We start from the raw sequence: 16,351 nt of genomic DNA, 5'->3' as shown, positions 1-16,351 counted from the left end.
CATATAAGTCATTTCAGTTATTTGTTATTGAACCATTTAAGGCATTGAAGGTCATTTAAGATTTGAATTGGAATGGGCTTTAGCCCATTCATTATAATGCAATAATGCAAACCCACATCAGGCTTTAGCCAAACTACAACATAATTTTGGCTAAAGCCTTTCTAGATTCACATTAAAAAACATCCCGATAAATCAAGATGCAATTGATGATTTTGACAATTAATACTCTCGGTATTTCAATGTGTAATCACTTTTTGAACCATATAAGGTATTGGAGGTGATTAATAACACTCATTATTTTGAATTACACGAGTAAAAATAAACCATTTTTCTTAGTGAACCTTGTGCATGCCTTTGTGACCTTCGTGGTTAAAACCCACTTATATGCCCTTCAACACCTTATATGGTTCAATAAAAAAAAGAAACTTACATGACTTCTATGTTTAAACTAAAAAACTATTCAAAAACCACAGTAGTTCCTTTAGCCGTGACTTCAAGTGTGATGGTGTTTCCCAAAATCAACGCGCGATTGTCCTTGATATGTCCCGCAGGGAAATTATAGACCACAGGAATGTTATAGGATTTGGTTACGTCTTCAATAATTTCAAGCGCATTTTTGCCCCAAGGAATATCATTATCCTTCATTTTGGTCATACCGCCAACGATAATTCCTTTGATGCTTTCCAAACAACCGTTGCGTTTCAAATTCATCATCATACGGTCGATGTGGTACAAATACTCATCTAAATCTTCGATAAAAAGAATTTTATCTGTACAATCAATAGCAGAAGGCGAACCAAACAAACTATACAAAATCGATAAATTCCCTCCTACCAATTCACCTTTGGCTTTGCCCAAACGATTCATTGCAGTTGGTTCAATAGTGTAGGATAAAGGTTGTCCAAACAAGGCTTTGTATAAAGTAGCAATCGATTCTGGAGCGGTTCTAGGAATACTCACAGGCATCGTTCCGTGAATGGTTTTGTAGCCCAACGTATTCAAATGATTGTGCAAAACAGTTACATCGCTAAAACCAACAATCCATTTAGGATGCTTTTTGAAAGTAGAAAAATCCAATAAATCAATCATTCTCACCGTTCCGTAGCCGCCACGCGCACACCAAATCGCTTTAATATTAGGATTGTCCATTTGCTTTTGAAAATCGGCAGCACGTTGCGCATCGGTCCCCGCCAATTGATTTTGGTCTAAACCAATGGTGCTTCCAATCACCACTTCGAGTCCCCAACTGTGTAGCAAATCGATAGTAGGTTGTAAATTATCTTCGATATTTTTTCGAGCGGTAGCCACAATGGCAATGGTGTCTCCTTTTTGAAGTACGGGTGGTGTAATCATCTTTTTTTGAGCTTGACTGTTAGTAATCGAGCATACAAAAACCAAAAACAAAACTTGCCATAAAAAATGACTCTTGCTTTTGGCTTTTGCTTGTCGATTTGTAATAATGTTTAAATTGGATTTCAATAGTTTCAAAACTGAGTTAAAAAACAAATATAGGCAAATCCTAAAATATGCAGCGGTTTCTAACGGAAATCCCTTAACTTTACTTGTGGCGATTTTAGTATAATATATATGAAGTATAACTGGTTGATTTTTGGACTCTTTCTTGTTTTGGGGACATCTCCTCTATTTTCACAAACCAAAAAATTCAAAATACATACGGTTGCGTTTTACAATTTTGAAAACCTTTTTGACACCATCAACGACCCCGATACTTTTGACGAAGAATGGACGCCCGATGGTTTGCAACGATGGACGAAAGCAAAATACCAAACCAAACTCCATCATTTGGCACAAGTACTTTCAGAAATTGGCACGCCTGAAAACAAAGAATTGCCCACTTTCATTGGCGGATGCGAAATCGAAAACCGAGCCGTACTCGAAGATTTGATTCAACAATCCCAATTACAAGAAGCTGAATATGGCATCATCCACTTTGATTCACCCGACAAGCGCGGCATTGATGTGGCTTTGTTATATCGAAAAAAATGGTTTCGTCCGACAAATTACAGTGTGATTCCCTTGTATTTGAATGCTACTTTATCGTCTGAAAAAACCAATACTGCTGCATCATTGGCTGAAAAAACAGAAGATGATGTTCCCGTTCTAGCACCAACCAAAAGAATTTACACTCGAGACCAATTACTCGTTAGTGGCTATTTAGAGGGAGAAGAAATCCATCTCCTTATCAATCACTGGCCTTCTCGTTCGGGTGGCGAGCAAAAAACAAGCGCCTACCGAGAAGCCGCAGGAAAACTGAACAAGAAAATTATCGATTCGTTACAACAACTCAATGTCAATGCAAAAATCATTACGATGGGTGACCTCAACGATGGCCCTCATAACAAGAGCATAAAAGTGGCTTTGGGTGCCAAAGGAAAGAAAACAGCGGTAGCTCCATACGAAATCTTCAATCCTTTTGAAGCTTTGTTGAGCAGAGGGTTAGGTACGATTGCACACCAAGATGCTTGGGATGTTTTTGACCAAATTATGCTTACAGGCACTTGGCTCAATTCAGATTATTCGACTTTGCAGTATTGGAAAGCAGGCATATTCCAACGGAATTACCTCATTCAAACTCAAGGAAAATTCAAAGGCTATCCACTCAGACATTCCCTAACCGAAGTTGGCTACAGCGATCATTTTCCAGTGTATCTCTATTTGATTAGGGAAGGGAAATAGGCACTCGATAATTTCCGCCACGAATTCACTAATAATTAACGAATTATAATGTTTTAATGGCACGAATTTAAAGAAAGTGTAAAAACTTTGATGGTAGCTTGGCTAACTTTTTTACCGCTGATTCGCTGATTTTCAAAGATTAAAAAAAGTGTTAGATAGAATTATTAAGATTGATGAAATTCGAGACATTCGGTTTCAATTTCGATGTGCATTTGTGACAATTAGTGTAATTAGTGGCTAACTTTTTTTAAAAGCGAATTCCCTTAAGTAGGGGAAGAATCGGTTTTTGATAGTATCATTTGATAGCATCATTTTCTTTATCTTAGCCTTTCGAATTTTAGTACAAAAACAATGGCAATAGCAAAACCTTTCAACCTCAACCAATGGATTCAAGATAACCGTGAATTATTAAAACCACCCGTTGGCAACAAGAATCTTTATGTTGATTCTGGCGACTATATCGTGATGATTGTGGCGGGACCGAATGCCCGAAAAGATTACCACTACAACGAAACGGAAGAGCTGTTTTACCAACTCGAAGGCAGTATAAAAGTCATCATTCAAGAAGAAGGGCTGCGCAAAGAAATGGAACTACACGCAGGAGATATGTATTTACATCCCGCTAAAATTCCGCACTCGCCTGTTCGTTCCGAAGGTTCTATTGGTCTAGTCATTGAACGCAAAAGAGCAGGATTGGGTTTTACCGATGGTTTGCTTTGGCATTGTGAGTTTTGTAATCATAAACTGCACGAAGTCTATTTTGAGCTCCACAACATTGAAAAAGATTTTCTCCCTCATTTTCAACATTTTTATAGTTCTGAGGCGTTGCGAACTTGCCAAAATTGTAGCACCGTGATGGATACCGACCCAAGATTTATGGGCAAGAAATAAGCATTGAACTAAATTTTTTAAAACATATAAGCCATAGGAGTTTTGCATCCTTTGTGTAATTCCTTGTGAATTATGTCGCTTTTTTTAAACCATATAAGGCTTTTAAGGTCATTTAAGCTAGCTTGAAAATCCCTTACAACCTTGGAAGAATTACCTCGATTTCAAACAAAATAATTTGCGGTGATTTTTTTAAACCATTTAGGCAGATAAGGACATTTAAGTTATTTCTTTTCTCAACTTAAATCTATATGTGTCTTAGTTTTTTTGGACAATTTAATTGGAGCAAACGAACAGATTTTACCACACTTCCCCTCCCGTGTTCCGCTATATCTTTGTTACCAAACCTCGTCAGCAAAGGATGCAGCTCCTCCCGGGGCTAATCGAGTCGAATTGTTTTCAAAACACTTAGTGTAAATAATACTTTCCTCCTGCAAGGTTTTCAAAACTTGTAGGTGTTATAGTGCTACATTTTAAACGGTTATGAAATAAATAGTTACTTAATGATTTGTAAGAATAATTGAATATATTTGAAATTAAATAAAGCAAAAACAGACCTTCACTTACCATAACTTATATGGTGTAGTCTCGAAAGTTTATTTCGCATACATACTAGCGAGGCAACATTTTAGCTCACCTATCTATGTCATGCTCGTACTCACAATCTATACAATACAAAATCACAATCTCCTTATGATAGATTTTACGTAATTATTATTGTGAGCACGACCAGAGGGCATCGCACGAGCCTTTGAAATTAATGCAGCTAGTGCCACGTAGTCCGTAGCATTTAGAATCCTCACTTAACAACAATATTTCTAATTCGGTATTGCTGTCTTGTTATGAAAACAAAAAGTACTTACCTAGCCCCTATGGGAGGGAATATCCTTTTTCTGGATAAAAAAGATTGGAAGGACAACAGGACTTTGCTAACTGATGTGCCCATTTTTTGCTGCTCCTAAAAAACAATGGAGTGGTTTAGGTTGAAATTAATGGTCGCTAATGCTTAAATTTACATTTTATTACACAAAACAATGTTATTATCTCCTTCTTATCAAAAGTTTAAAGACCAAATTGTAGCTGTGCTCGACTCGGAGCGTATATTGACGAATCCTTTGCAAACCCTGGCTTACGGAACGGATGCGAGCTTTTATCGGTTGATTCCGAAGATGGTGCTTTTGGTACAATCTGAAGCCGAAGTAGTGGCGATTATCAAAGCGGCAAATGCTTTGAATATTGCCCTGACGTTTCGAGCGGCTGGAACGAGTTTATCGGGACAAGCGATAACGGATTCGGTTTTGGTCGTGGCGACGCACGGCTGGAAGCACTACGAATTACTAGATGACAAGCAAAAGATAAAACTAGAACCCGGAATTGTAGGCGCTAGAGCCAATACTTTTTTGGCACCACACGGACTAAAAATTGGTCCCGACCCAGCTTCTATTGGTGCGGCGATGATTGGTGGAATCGTAGCCAACAACGCCAGCGGAATGTGCTGCGGAACGGCTCAGAATTCCTATAAAACCATTGCAGATATTCGGATGGTTTTGCACGATGGGACGGTCCTAGACACAGCCGATGCGGAAAGTGTGGCTTCGTTTTATGAAACTCAGGCGCATTTAATTGAGGAAATTAAGGCCTTGCGACATACAATTATTGCGAATCCAGCTTTGGAGGAGCGTATTCGTCAGAAATTTAAAATCAAAAATACTACGGGCTACAGCATCAATGCTTTGGTGGATTATGAAGACCCTATTGAGATTATCAAGCATTTGATGGTGGGTTCTGAAGGGACTTTGGGGTTTATTTCGAATGTGACTTTCAAGACGGTCGTAGACGAAAAGCATAAATCTTGTTCGTTGTTGATTTTCAATTCGATTCAGGACGCATGTAATGCGACGATTTTGCTGAAATCAAGTCCTGTTGCCGCAGTGGAATTGCTAGACAGAGATTCCATTCGCTCGGTAGAAAATGACCCTGAAGCACCTGATTATTTTAAAACGTTACACGAAGATGCTTGTGCCTTATTGGTAGAATGCAGAGATAATGATAAAGAAGTGTTGTTGCAAAAACAACAACAAGTGAAAGCTCAAATTGTGAGTATACCGACTTTTACGGATTATGAATTCACATCAGACCCCAAACAATATTACTTTAATTGGAAGGCAAGAAAAGGTTTGTTGCCCACTGTAGGCGGTTTGCGAAAAACAGGAACCACGGTGATTATTGAAGATGTGGCTTTTCCGCTACCGCAATTGGCAGAAGCTTGTGTGGCATTAAAAGCCTTATTCAAAAAATACGAATACGATGACGCGGTTTTGTTTGGACACGCGCTAGAAGGGAATTTGCATTTTGTGTTTTCGCAAGATTTCTCGAATCCGAAGGAAGTGCAACGCTATGAAGATTTAATGGCCGAATTGGCGATAATTGTAGTTGATCAATTTGGAGGCTCTCTAAAAGCGGAACACGGAACGGGACGTAATATGGCGCCTTTTGTGGAAAAAGAATGGGGAGCGGCGGCTTATGACATTATGAAACGCATTAAGAAGATCTTTGATCCTAAGAACCAAATCAATCCCGATGTTTTGATCAATCCCGATCCAAAAGCGCATTTGAAACACTTAAAACCTTTACCAGAATCTCACGCTATTATCGATAAATGTATGGAATGTGGATTCTGTGAACCGCATTGTGTTTCCGAAGGATTGACGCTTTCTCCCAGACAACGCATTGTTATTGCTAGAGAAATCAGTCGATTAGAAGCCACTAATGACGACCCGCAACGATTGGCAGCTATTCGAAAAGATGTTACCTATCAATTGGATGAAACTTGCGCGACGGATGGTTTGTGTGCTTTGGCGTGTCCAGTTCATATTGATACGGGCAAGTTTGTCAAACATTGGCGAGCCGATGCGATTACCGATACGCAAAAGAAAGTGGCGAACTACATTGGTTCAAATATGGATAAAACCACAGCAATGATGCGAATGGGATTAAAAGTAGTGTCGTTTTTTCATTCGATTTTGGGTACAAGTGTTATGTCATCGATTTCTAGTGGATTACATTGGATTTCAGGGGGCAATATTCCAAAATGGATGCCTCAAATCCCGAAAGGAGCGGATAAAATTAAATAAACAAAAGATTGGCTACTAATTCACGAATTTTAATTGATGTAGGAAAAAGATAAAGGCCACAGATTCGCAGATTTTAATTGGAATAGCATAAAGGGAATAACCGCAAATTCGCAAATTTTAGTTGTTATAGCATAAAAATGATGACCGCGAATTCGCAAATTGATTTTTAAAAAAGAGCCACTGATTTGCAGATTTTAATTGGAATAGCATAAGGGAATTCACCGCAAATTCGCAAATTTTAATTTAAGTGTTTGTAAAACTAAATTTGCGAATTTGCGGTGAAACAAATTTAAAATTTAGTGCATTCGTGGCAAAAAATAAAGAAAGATGGCTGATTTAAAAGTAGTGTATTTCCCTTCCTGCATCAACCGTGCGATGGGAAAAAACGAATTTCAAAAAGAAGAAGACCTTCAACTCACAGCATTGACGCATCAGTTGTTAGAGCGGGCGGGCTACACCATTATTTATCCAAAAGAGTTGGAGGCACATTGTTGTGGAATGCCTTTTTCTAGCAAAGGTTTTGTGGAGGTGAATCATAAGCAATCCCAACTTTTAGAAGCGGATTTGCTTCGTGTTTCAGAGAGTGGCAAGTATCCAATTTTGTACGATATGAGTCCTTGTTTTTACCATTCCAAAGAAGAATTTACAAGTGCTTTGAAGATTGTGGACCCAATCGAGTTTATGTTGAACTTTGTGCTACCCAATTTAACCGTGAAAAAGAAAAAGGAAGCAGTAGCTATTTTTCCCGTTTGTTCGGTTAAAAAAATCGGAAAAATGGACCAGTTACTAGCTTTGGCACAGCATTGTGCAGAGCAAGTGACGATGATTGACAGCAATTGTTGTGGCTTCGCGGGCGACCGTGGTTTTTTGGTTCCAGCATTGAACGAACATGGACTTAAAGACTTGAAACAGCAAATTCCAATCCATTGTACTAGTGGATATTCTACCAGTAGAACCTGTGAAATTGGTTTAGATAAAGCCAGCGGAATGTCGTTTACTTCTATTTTTTATTTGATTGAAGAAGTGACGCGATAAGCAGAAACGAAAGTTTATAAAGCAAAGAAGCCAGCAATTATGCTGGCTTCTTTGTTGTTATTTTTTTGGAATTAATTTGAATACGATCCAATATTAGAATAATCCCATGCTCTGTCAGGAGAAATATTCCATTCAGAATCTAAGGCTGTTGTTCCTTTAGAAACGGACCAATCCGTATTAGGTTTGGTTACGGTTTTCTTTCTCCAAAAAGTGTTGTTTCTGGTTTCACCAGATTCACCAGCTATAGACCAATAAAATTTGGTTCTAGCAGTAGTTGAAGTTGCAGTTAATCTTGGAACTTGAGGGCTACCAAAAACATCAATAATTTTATATTTTTCTCCATTTAGTGTGTGAGTTCCAGCTGCATCTTTTTTCAATAATGCGATGGCACTGTTACCACTTAATTGTAATGGTTTGCTGGCATCAGCATTGGCTTCGGACGTAGTTCCCCAAGTTTTATCGCTTTTCACAATGCTAGGATCAGCTGTGTTAGAAGCAATAACATAAGCTTTTTCTTTAGCCAATGACCCTGTTAAAAGTAGGTAATTGTTAGAGTCAGTAAAGCTCCATTCGGATAAAGTCGCTTCATCAGTAGTGGCTTGGTAACCGATGGCATAGTTAGATAAATCTATGGAGTTATCGGTTCCGTTGTACAATTCAACATAATGATTTCTTTTTGCTCCACCATTTGGATCTGTATTTACTGCAGTAGCAAGCTCAGAAATCAACAATTCTTGAAAGGGATTTGTTGGTACTGTAGGACCTGTAGGGTCATCAGCTACTGTGAATAAACCAACATTAGAATAATCCCAACTTCTAGGTGCTGAAACTATCCATTCAGAATTAACAATTGTAGTTCCTTTGGATAGTGCCCAATCCGCATTAGGTTTTTTGATAGATTTTTTTCTGTAGAATGTGTTGTTTCTGGTTTCACCAGATTCTCCAGCAATAGACCAAATAAAGTTGTTTCTAGAGGAATTACTTGCTGCTATTATACGAGCTACTTTTGGACTACCGAATACATCAATGATTTTGTATTTTGCTCCATTTAAAGTGTGTGTACCGGCTGCGTCTTTTTTCAATAAAGCAATAGCACTATTACCACTTAGTTGCAAGGGTTTGCTAGCATCAGCATTCGCAGTACTAGAAGTTCCCCAAGTTATATTGCTTTTCACAGTGGTTAAATTCGCAGCATTAGATCCAATAACAAAGGCTTTGCCTTGATCCAAATTACCACTTAGCTGAAGATAGTTTTCTGTATTAGTAAAAGTCCATTCAGCCAATGTTGATTCGTCTGAACTAGCCTGATAACCGATAGCATAGTCAGACAAATTGATTGCTTTACCAGTGCCATTATATAATTCTACGTAGTTATTTCTTGTTTTATCTGTGTTGTCTGTATTGATAAACGTAGCAATTTCCGAGATTAATAAATCTTCAAAACCACCAGCAGGAATTTCTGGTTCTACAAAAGGCTGATCGGTAAATTCAGAAGAACATCCGGTAAATAAAAAGGCGCTAAGTATGCTTAAATATAGGTATTTTTTCATGATCTATAATTTAGAATGTTAATTGTACTCCCAAATTGGTGTTCCAGTTTGAGGTGTTTAAAGGTTCCACTTTTCGATCTACGTAAGAGGTGTTTAAACCAATTTTCAAGGCATTATTTTTAAGGTATTTATTGACACCCACTGTGTACCAATTTTCTTTTTGGATTAAAGAAGTTGCTGATACTACTTCAGGTTCAATGAAAGAAAAGCGAGTATCAAAGGCCCAACCATTTCTTGTTACATATGAAGATTGTACATTCACACCATAACCCATATTGTATTTTGAAGCAGAAGTTTCAGCATTCAGGAGGGTAGAAGCGGAACTATTACTGTACAAATCTTTTCCGTTAACTGAGGCATTGGTATATTCTCCTATGAATGAAAATCCTTTGTATTTCACAATAAAATCGGTTACCATTTTACGGTAATCAGCATAGGCCGCTTTACCGTCTTTATCAAAAATTCCAGTGATGATACCATTACCACTTCCTCTAGCTTCACTGGCTTTTACATTATAGCTACCGGCCACACCAAAGGCAATTTTTAGCGTTGGTTCATAGTACAAATCATGACTAATAAACGCATTGTTTTTGATGAAATCTCCCAAAGGCATAATGTCTAAACGGCCTCCATATTTTAAACCGGAATCGGCTTTTTCGCCAAAGGCAATTTGACCATCTCCTGTAGTTATGGACACCGATGGATAAATTCTAACAGCACCAATAGTGAAATTTGTTTCGATAAATAATCCCCCTTCGCGAGTTGCCCCCACAAAATTTTGCATTAATCCGCCATAGGCAATGCCGTCATTAGATTGTCCGGCGATGGTTTGCGAAATGTTTTGTGCAAAGCGTTCGTCTTCTAAAGCCAATCTATTGTTAGTATTGGTTCGTTTTTCTCCAAAGTACAAATAGGCATTGTTTTTATATAAATTCAAGCCTACCCAAGCTTCTAATAATCCTTTGGTTCCTGTAAAATCGGTCACCAAACCGATTCGCGCTTTGTCATTCAAAAAAGAACCGTTCAAGTAGAGTCGTGCCATATTGATCGACATTCTGCTGGTGTTTTCCGTATCAGTGCCATCATCGGCTTTGTTGAAGGCAGCGCCCGATTGAATGGTTCCCGAAAAGTTAATCACAGATTTATTTTTTTTACCCAAATTGATGTAGGTACCTTCTCCATTTTTATAAATAAAGGTGGAATCCGTTTTTTTAGCTTCCTTTATTTCTTGTGCATTACTGTACGTACTGATTAGTAATACTGCAGCGAGGGTATAAGTAAATATTTTTTGCATGATAAATTAATTTTGTAGTTGAACGATTTGACTCAAATTCACGCGCAATAGACGTAACCTATCAGAATTTGGTAATGTTTTTAAAATCTTGTTTTGGTATAATGAATTAACGCCTTCAGGTTCTAGTAGGTCAATGATGGTATTTCCCATTTTTTGATGGGCTTTGATTAAAATAGAACGGGCTGGAACTTGCATGATTTCTTTATTGATTTCAAATTTGCCCTCTTCCTTTTGTACATAGGTTTCTACCTCCATATCATACGCTTTTTCAGTCACCGAAAAGTCTATTCCAGAAGTTCTTAATACATTGAATAAGGGTTTGCTTTTAGTAATAATGACATAGCCTTCAGGTCTTTTTCTAGTGGCGGTAGCTACATGTTGGGTGTTGTCTTTGGCTTTAAATTTATAAATGGAATACTCATTAGTACAGGTATTTACAAATTGAAAGTTGGATTCAATCATCGTAGGTTTTGAGGTAATTACAATTTCATTTTTACCTTCGATTGCTTTTTGATTGGCTTTTTCAATGGTCGATTTTATGTTGTCAGATTCTTTATTGGCAATATCTAAATAGGATAAAGCGGCCAAAGTTGAAGTTTCAATTCTTCTTTTTACGGCCTTTTCTTTCTCCGTTACCCCACGAATTTCCATCAAAATAGAAATTCTGTTTTGCAGTGCATAATTTGTTGCACTGGAACGAGAAGTTATACCTCCAATATTTAAAATAACTTGGTTATCCATACGTTGCGAGGAACAATAGTTTCTGATCACTCGTTTATTTTTTTCGAGTAGGGATTTCGTAGGAGTCACAAAGTCGTTTTCGATCATTTTTCGAATGTTTTCATCTACATTGAGGTTTCCGGAGTACAAAAACATTGCATCGTAAGAAGATGTCAAGCAATCATCAATATCTAAGAAATCTTTGCGTTGTGGATTGTATTCGTGAAAATCAATCACCACATGGGGATCAAAGGTATTGATGGCATTTTTAACATTTACGGTTTCAGGCACATTCAAGATGCCTAAATTGCGATTCAAATCAGTTTCGTCATTTGAAAATCGAGTTTCATCTTTATGCCCATCTACGTTTACAATAGGAATAATTTGGACAATTGCTTTGTCTAAATAGGCACTATAGCTTGGGTTTTCAAGAATTTCATAAATGGTATTCAACATGGCGTCTGTGCTGATGGGTTCGTCACCATGCATACTGCCTAAGAAGGTTACTCTAATTTTTTGAGAATCACTTATTTTACCTTTTTTATTTAAAGTGACCAAAGGAACGTTGTTGCCTCTTTGCGATTTTCCAATGGTAGCAATGGTCATCACTTCAGGATACTTTAGGGCTAAATTGTCTAAAAATTTAAGCACATTAGTGTAACTGGTATAGTAATCACTTCCAGTAGTTATGGGTACAGGAAGTTGTTTTTCAGGATCTGGAAAAAATTTGGTATAAATGTCGTTTTCTTGAGCGTTGAGGTGCATGGCAAAAAGAAAACCAACTACTGTGATGAATATTTTTTTCATAATTATAATTGTATGGTTAACATAATTTGACCGTATAAATAATCCTTATCGCCTCCTTTGATGTTGGATTTGCCAATTTCTGTTTGAATTTTCAAATCGTGACCTGCAAGATATTTGGTAGCCACAAGGGAGTAGTTTTTGTCGTACGTATCGAAGGAATTGGATACTTCATCTTGGAATAATTGGGTATAACGCAAGCCAAACGACCAGCTAGAAGGCAATAAATAGCCCGCTTGAACATTGAAGCCTGACCCTAGATTTAATCGGGAGAATACTCTGTTTTTGTTCTCTTCAACAGTAGCATCAATGGGAAATGGTCTATATGCGCCTGCTAAAGTGAACTCACCTGTTACGGAATCAGACATGCTCGCTTTGGTCATGAAATAACTTCCCAAAGAATAAAAACCTCGGTATTTGAACATATAATCAACGCCAAATTTTTGATAATCGGGTAAAACAATATTTTGATTGGCGTCTCCGTATAAATAACGCCCTCCGTTTGTACCTTTAGCTGAGGTTTGACCATTGTTATAACTGTACACTGCGCCGATTACTAATTTGGGCTTTTTCTCTCTGGCCAAGTCTTCCATATAAAATTCGCCTAGTTTTGAGAAAGCACCAAAGGGAAGATAATCCAAACGGGCGCCATATTTAAACCCACCATAATTTTTAGTTAATCCGGATTGTCCTTCTCCTGTAGTAATGGAAACATAGGGTTTGAACAATTGTCCTGCCACTCTAAATTGCCCTTGGTAGCGTACTCCGTAATCAAAAATAGCATCAAAAGCGCTTGAGAGTTCACTGCGTTCTATAAACCCTAATACTTCACCTTCAATTCTGGTTTCTCTAGAATCCAAATAATCAGCTCTTAGTCCAAAATTGATGCGGTGTCCTTTGGCAGGGCGATATTCGATGTAAGCATCTTGTAAAAGGTTATTGAAAGAACGATTTCCAGAAGTGGTACTTTGATAATCTGAAGCAAAATTCAAGCGAATTCTGTAATACAATTTTTTATCAAAAAGGTTACCGCTTACTTTCATACGCGCTCTTCGGATTCTGAACTGCGAATTCATCGTTTCAAAATCGTTGGAGGTATTCATTAAATATAATGATTGAACGCTTTGAGTAATGTTCATCGAGGAACCATTTTCAGAGATAAAATTGATGCCATCTCCAATGTTGTAATTCCTTTTTAAACGGACGATACTAGAGGTTGAGTCTAGGTTAATTTCCTCATCATTATCATAGTTATCTTTGTCATCATCTTGAGCATAAGTAGTGGCTCCAAAGACAAAACACAACAATACGATGAGGTAATGATTTAGTTTTGTTACATTCATAGTGTGGATGTTTATTAATTTTTAGTTTCAAAATTTCCATAAACAAGGATATCTCCATCTTTCATCATTTGTTTACCTCTTGCGATTACATCTGTCAGTTGTAAATCGGTAGTGAAAGCACAAAAATCGGCATCGAAACCTACTTTTATACTTCCTTTATGTTTTAATGCTAAATTTTTGGCAGGATTACTAGTGATTAATTTGAAGGCTTGTTCAATGGGTAATTTCCCTTCTTGTACTAATAGTACGACTTGTTTTAAATTCAAATGAATCGGTGCTTTTTTGAAGCCGATAGTAACGCCTTGTTCGTTGACAATTCCGATACCCGCATTACCATCACTACTAAAGGTCATCTTGTCTATCGATACGCCTTTTTCTAGAGCATACAGCACCGATTTGTAGGGGTCGGTGTATTTGGTTCCGCCTGAAGTAATGTCGATCATCCCGCCCAGTTTGGCAAACTCAATGGCTTGTTCAAATAAAGGAAGGGTACGCCCCACGTGCGTTGGAGAAATATGTTCGATTGGGAATTCGTATTTTTGAACTAATTCTAACAAAACATCCATTCTAGAACTAAGCGCGCCTAGATGGATATGAAGAATCCCTTTTTTGCCAGCGATTAAACCGCCTACGCGTACTTGTTTTAATTCTCGAAGTAAATCAATGGCTTCAGGGTACGAAGATCGTTCATCACTGATGGCTACTTTGCACCCTACTACTTTGTCAATGAAAATCATATCGTCTTGAATAGATTGGGTAAAGGTCACCGCATCCAAACCAAAATAACTGGTCAAGATATAGGCCGAAATTCCTTCAGATTCTAAAGATTTGGCCTTGGCGTATAATGTTTTGATACTTCTGGCGCTTCCATCGGTACCTAATAATCCTACTACGGTTGTAGTTCCGCATGCTATGAATTCTCCTAACATGATTTCGGGTGTCATAGACCCAAAGCCATGTTTGCCCCCAGCGCCCGTGATGTGCACATGTTGGTCAATTAAACCTGGAGTCAAGATTTTGCTATTAAAATCTATCACTTCCGAGAATAGCGTCGAAACTTCAATAGTATCCTCTATGGCAACTATTTTTTCTCCGGCAATAAGAATGTCTTTTTTGCCTAAAAATTCTGGGGCATAAACGGTGGCGTTTTGAATAAGTTTTAACATAGCTATAGTATAAAGTGGTGAATAAGCATTACTAATAGGGCCACAACAAACGGAATGGCATTGCGTTTGGCGATATCAAAAGGGGACACTTTGGCGATTTCTGAGGTGGATAACAGCACCCCCGAAATAGGGGAAACCGTTCTCCCCATCGAAGCCGCAAATTCCATTGGTAAAATCATATGTGTAGTAGAAACAGCCAATTCTCCGGTAAGTTTTGGTACCAAAGGACCAAAGGCAAAAAAGGCCGCATTACCACTTCCCATCAAAATCGAGGCTAAGAAAATCATCAGCGCCATCACAATACTAATCCCATCAGCACCTAAACCAAGACTTTGTGAACTGCTGATTAATCCATCAATGAACATCAAAGCAATTAATCCTTTAGAGAAAATCTCGGCAGCAATGATAAGCGTCACTACCGATTTAAAAATATCTCCCATTCCGTTGAAGAAGATTTTTAAAGAATTAAAAACTACTTTGATATCTCGGGTTCTGACCGCTTCAAAAACAAGTCCAACGAATACACAAAAAATCATCACCATAGTGGTATTTACATGTATTGGCGTTTCGAAAAATTGAAAAAGATCTGAAAAAACTAATAAAATGATGAGTGGCAAAATGGGAATAATGGCATAAAAAACCGGTACTTTCAATTCGATTTCTTTGGTTTCAACAGTAGTAACTTCCACCTTCATTTTTTTGTCGTAATATTTATTGACAAAGTAATAAGTGATCATTAAAGCGATGGTCAAAGGCACCATCAATGGGATTTGCGAACCAAAAAAATGAGAAACAGAATCGGTTTCGATAATTTTAACGGAGCGAGCTGTAATCACTGAAGCAGGTCCCACTCCAAAAGCAGTACAAGCTGTGATTACGGAGGCTGCAGAAAGGCGACTCACCCCCAAATTCACCATAATAGGAAAAATAGAAGCCATCAATAAAAGAGCTAGACCAGCGGCTGATGGAATACAAATAAACAGAAATTGCCCGATAGGAATTACTAATGAGGCAATGATGTACGGGTATTTTTTGAGTAAAGAAAGTGGTTTCATGGCCAGATAAACCAAGGCATCCGAAGCACCAATTTTATCAATAAAAGCTACGAATCCACCAATGGCCATAATCATCAAACCCACATTAGCATTGGTTTGACTGAAGGCTACGCTGATGTATTCAAAGATATCAAAAAAGGCGGAGCCGGTGGGTTTGTCTAGTTTTGGCATTTCAAAACCTAACACCGAGGCGACTCCAAGCATTAACAATCCGCTAATAATTAGGACAGCATGTGCATAATAGTTTTTGATTAATAACCTCGCTACGATTGCAATAAAGAAAATTGCAATTAAAGAACCTGCTAGTATCATAAATTTTGAATTAAAATGGATTTAATTGGTTTAAAATCATTGATTTTATGCGTTTTAGGCTTTATAAAGGTATAAATTTTATTAAATGTAACTACGTAGCGTTTAAACTTTGTTTATTCAAAGTGTTTAATAACCAGGTTTTTGACTAGTTCCTTACAAAATTAGGTACTACTTATTTTGGCTTTTATGATAAATGTCAACGAACGGAGACTTTGGGATAGGTTTAACGCAATCTGTTAATTCTCGTTAATTTTCAATAATTGGGTCTAGATTTTGACACTGAATCGGGTTGGTTTGTAACTATTAAACCTGTGAGTAGGGTAGGTGGACTAATTTTTTTTTAAGGAGAAGCC

General features: G+C 37.7%; 11 protein-coding genes. 4 read left to right on the top strand and 7 right to left on the bottom strand.

Annotated features, from left to right (window positions below):
- Positions 1-456: 456 nt before the first annotated feature.
- On the bottom strand, positions 457-1,353 hold the full coding sequence (locus tag ACSVH7_RS02360) for a S66 peptidase family protein (RefSeq protein WP_438065087.1): 897 nt from the start codon (positions 1,351-1,353) through the stop codon (positions 457-459).
- A 234-nt stretch (positions 1,354-1,587) separates the two neighbouring features.
- Between ACSVH7_RS02360 and ACSVH7_RS02355 the strand changes: the two genes are divergently transcribed.
- The 4 genes from ACSVH7_RS02355 to ACSVH7_RS02340 all read left to right on the top strand — a co-directional run bounded on the left by ACSVH7_RS02355 (position 1,588) and on the right by ACSVH7_RS02340 (position 7,754).
- On the top strand, positions 1,588-2,697 hold the full coding sequence (locus ACSVH7_RS02355; protein ID WP_438065086.1) for an endonuclease/exonuclease/phosphatase family protein: 1,110 nt from the start codon (positions 1,588-1,590) through the stop codon (positions 2,695-2,697).
- Positions 2,698-3,048: 351 nt separating this feature from the next.
- Complete coding sequence (locus tag ACSVH7_RS02350; RefSeq protein WP_438065085.1) at positions 3,049-3,588, top strand: 3-hydroxyanthranilate 3,4-dioxygenase; 540 nt, start codon at positions 3,049-3,051, stop codon at positions 3,586-3,588.
- A 1,031-nt stretch (positions 3,589-4,619) separates the two neighbouring features.
- Entirely contained in the window at positions 4,620-6,719 is a 2,100-nt protein-coding gene (locus tag ACSVH7_RS02345; protein WP_438065084.1) for an FAD-binding and (Fe-S)-binding domain-containing protein, read from the top strand.
- 327 nt (positions 6,720-7,046) lie between these two features.
- Positions 7,047-7,754, top strand: a complete 708-nt coding sequence (locus ACSVH7_RS02340) for a heterodisulfide reductase-related iron-sulfur binding cluster (protein WP_438065083.1) — start codon at positions 7,047-7,049, stop codon at positions 7,752-7,754.
- Between the two features lie 71 nt (positions 7,755-7,825).
- Here the strand turns inward: ACSVH7_RS02340 and ACSVH7_RS02335 are convergent, their stop codons facing one another.
- The 6 genes from ACSVH7_RS02335 to dcuC are packed head-to-tail and all read right to left on the bottom strand — an operon-like array spanning position 7,826 to position 15,998.
- Positions 7,826-9,304, bottom strand: coding sequence for a lamin tail domain-containing protein (locus ACSVH7_RS02335; RefSeq protein WP_438065082.1), 1,479 nt, complete (start codon positions 9,302-9,304; stop codon positions 7,826-7,828).
- A 10-nt stretch (positions 9,305-9,314) separates the two neighbouring features.
- Complete coding sequence (locus ACSVH7_RS02330; protein ID WP_438065081.1) at positions 9,315-10,598, bottom strand: hypothetical protein; 1,284 nt, start codon at positions 10,596-10,598, stop codon at positions 9,315-9,317.
- Between the two features lie 6 nt (positions 10,599-10,604).
- The gene (locus ACSVH7_RS02325; protein ID WP_438065080.1) at positions 10,605-12,125 is read right to left on the bottom strand and encodes a M14 family zinc carboxypeptidase; all 1,521 of its coding nucleotides are present in this window, start codon (positions 12,123-12,125) and stop codon (positions 10,605-10,607) included.
- A gap of 2 nt (positions 12,126-12,127) precedes the next feature.
- Complete coding sequence (locus ACSVH7_RS02320; protein ID WP_438065079.1) at positions 12,128-13,465, bottom strand: porin; 1,338 nt, start codon at positions 13,463-13,465, stop codon at positions 12,128-12,130.
- A gap of 14 nt (positions 13,466-13,479) precedes the next feature.
- Positions 13,480-14,631 (bottom strand): beta-aspartyl-peptidase, encoded by a 1,152-nt coding sequence (gene iadA, locus ACSVH7_RS02315; RefSeq protein ID WP_438065078.1) that lies wholly within the window; start codon positions 14,629-14,631, stop codon positions 13,480-13,482.
- A 2-nt stretch (positions 14,632-14,633) separates the two neighbouring features.
- On the bottom strand, positions 14,634-15,998 hold the full coding sequence (gene dcuC, locus ACSVH7_RS02310) for a C4-dicarboxylate transporter DcuC (RefSeq protein ID WP_438065077.1): 1,365 nt from the start codon (positions 15,996-15,998) through the stop codon (positions 14,634-14,636).
- Between the last annotated feature and the right edge of the window lie 353 nt (positions 15,999-16,351).

Source organism: Flavobacterium sp. TSSA_36 (genome assembly GCF_051547165.1).
In the GTDB taxonomy this organism is placed as follows: Bacteria; Bacteroidota; Bacteroidia; order Flavobacteriales; family Flavobacteriaceae; genus Flavobacterium.
The sequence above is the reverse complement of the archived record's forward strand: the minus strand, read 5'-3'. Positions and strand labels throughout refer to the sequence as shown.

Coding starts and splice junctions, on each gene's coding strand:
- ACSVH7_RS02360 (WP_438065087.1), bottom strand. CDS start 1,353: ATGATTACACCACCCGTACTTCAAAAAGGAGACACCATTGCCATTGTG.
- ACSVH7_RS02355 (WP_438065086.1), top strand. CDS start 1,588: ATGAAGTATAACTGGTTGATTTTTGGACTCTTTCTTGTTTTGGGGACA.
- ACSVH7_RS02350 (WP_438065085.1), top strand. CDS start 3,049: ATGGCAATAGCAAAACCTTTCAACCTCAACCAATGGATTCAAGATAAC.
- ACSVH7_RS02345 (WP_438065084.1), top strand. CDS start 4,620: ATGTTATTATCTCCTTCTTATCAAAAGTTTAAAGACCAAATTGTAGCT.
- ACSVH7_RS02340 (WP_438065083.1), top strand. CDS start 7,047: ATGGCTGATTTAAAAGTAGTGTATTTCCCTTCCTGCATCAACCGTGCG.
- ACSVH7_RS02335 (WP_438065082.1), bottom strand. CDS start 9,304: ATGAAAAAATACCTATATTTAAGCATACTTAGCGCCTTTTTATTTACC.
- ACSVH7_RS02330 (WP_438065081.1), bottom strand. CDS start 10,598: ATGCAAAAAATATTTACTTATACCCTCGCTGCAGTATTACTAATCAGT.
- ACSVH7_RS02325 (WP_438065080.1), bottom strand. CDS start 12,125: ATGAAAAAAATATTCATCACAGTAGTTGGTTTTCTTTTTGCCATGCAC.
- ACSVH7_RS02320 (WP_438065079.1), bottom strand. CDS start 13,465: ATGAATGTAACAAAACTAAATCATTACCTCATCGTATTGTTGTGTTTT.
- iadA (WP_438065078.1), bottom strand. CDS start 14,631: ATGTTAAAACTTATTCAAAACGCCACCGTTTATGCCCCAGAATTTTTA.
- dcuC (WP_438065077.1), bottom strand. CDS start 15,998: ATGATACTAGCAGGTTCTTTAATTGCAATTTTCTTTATTGCAATCGTA.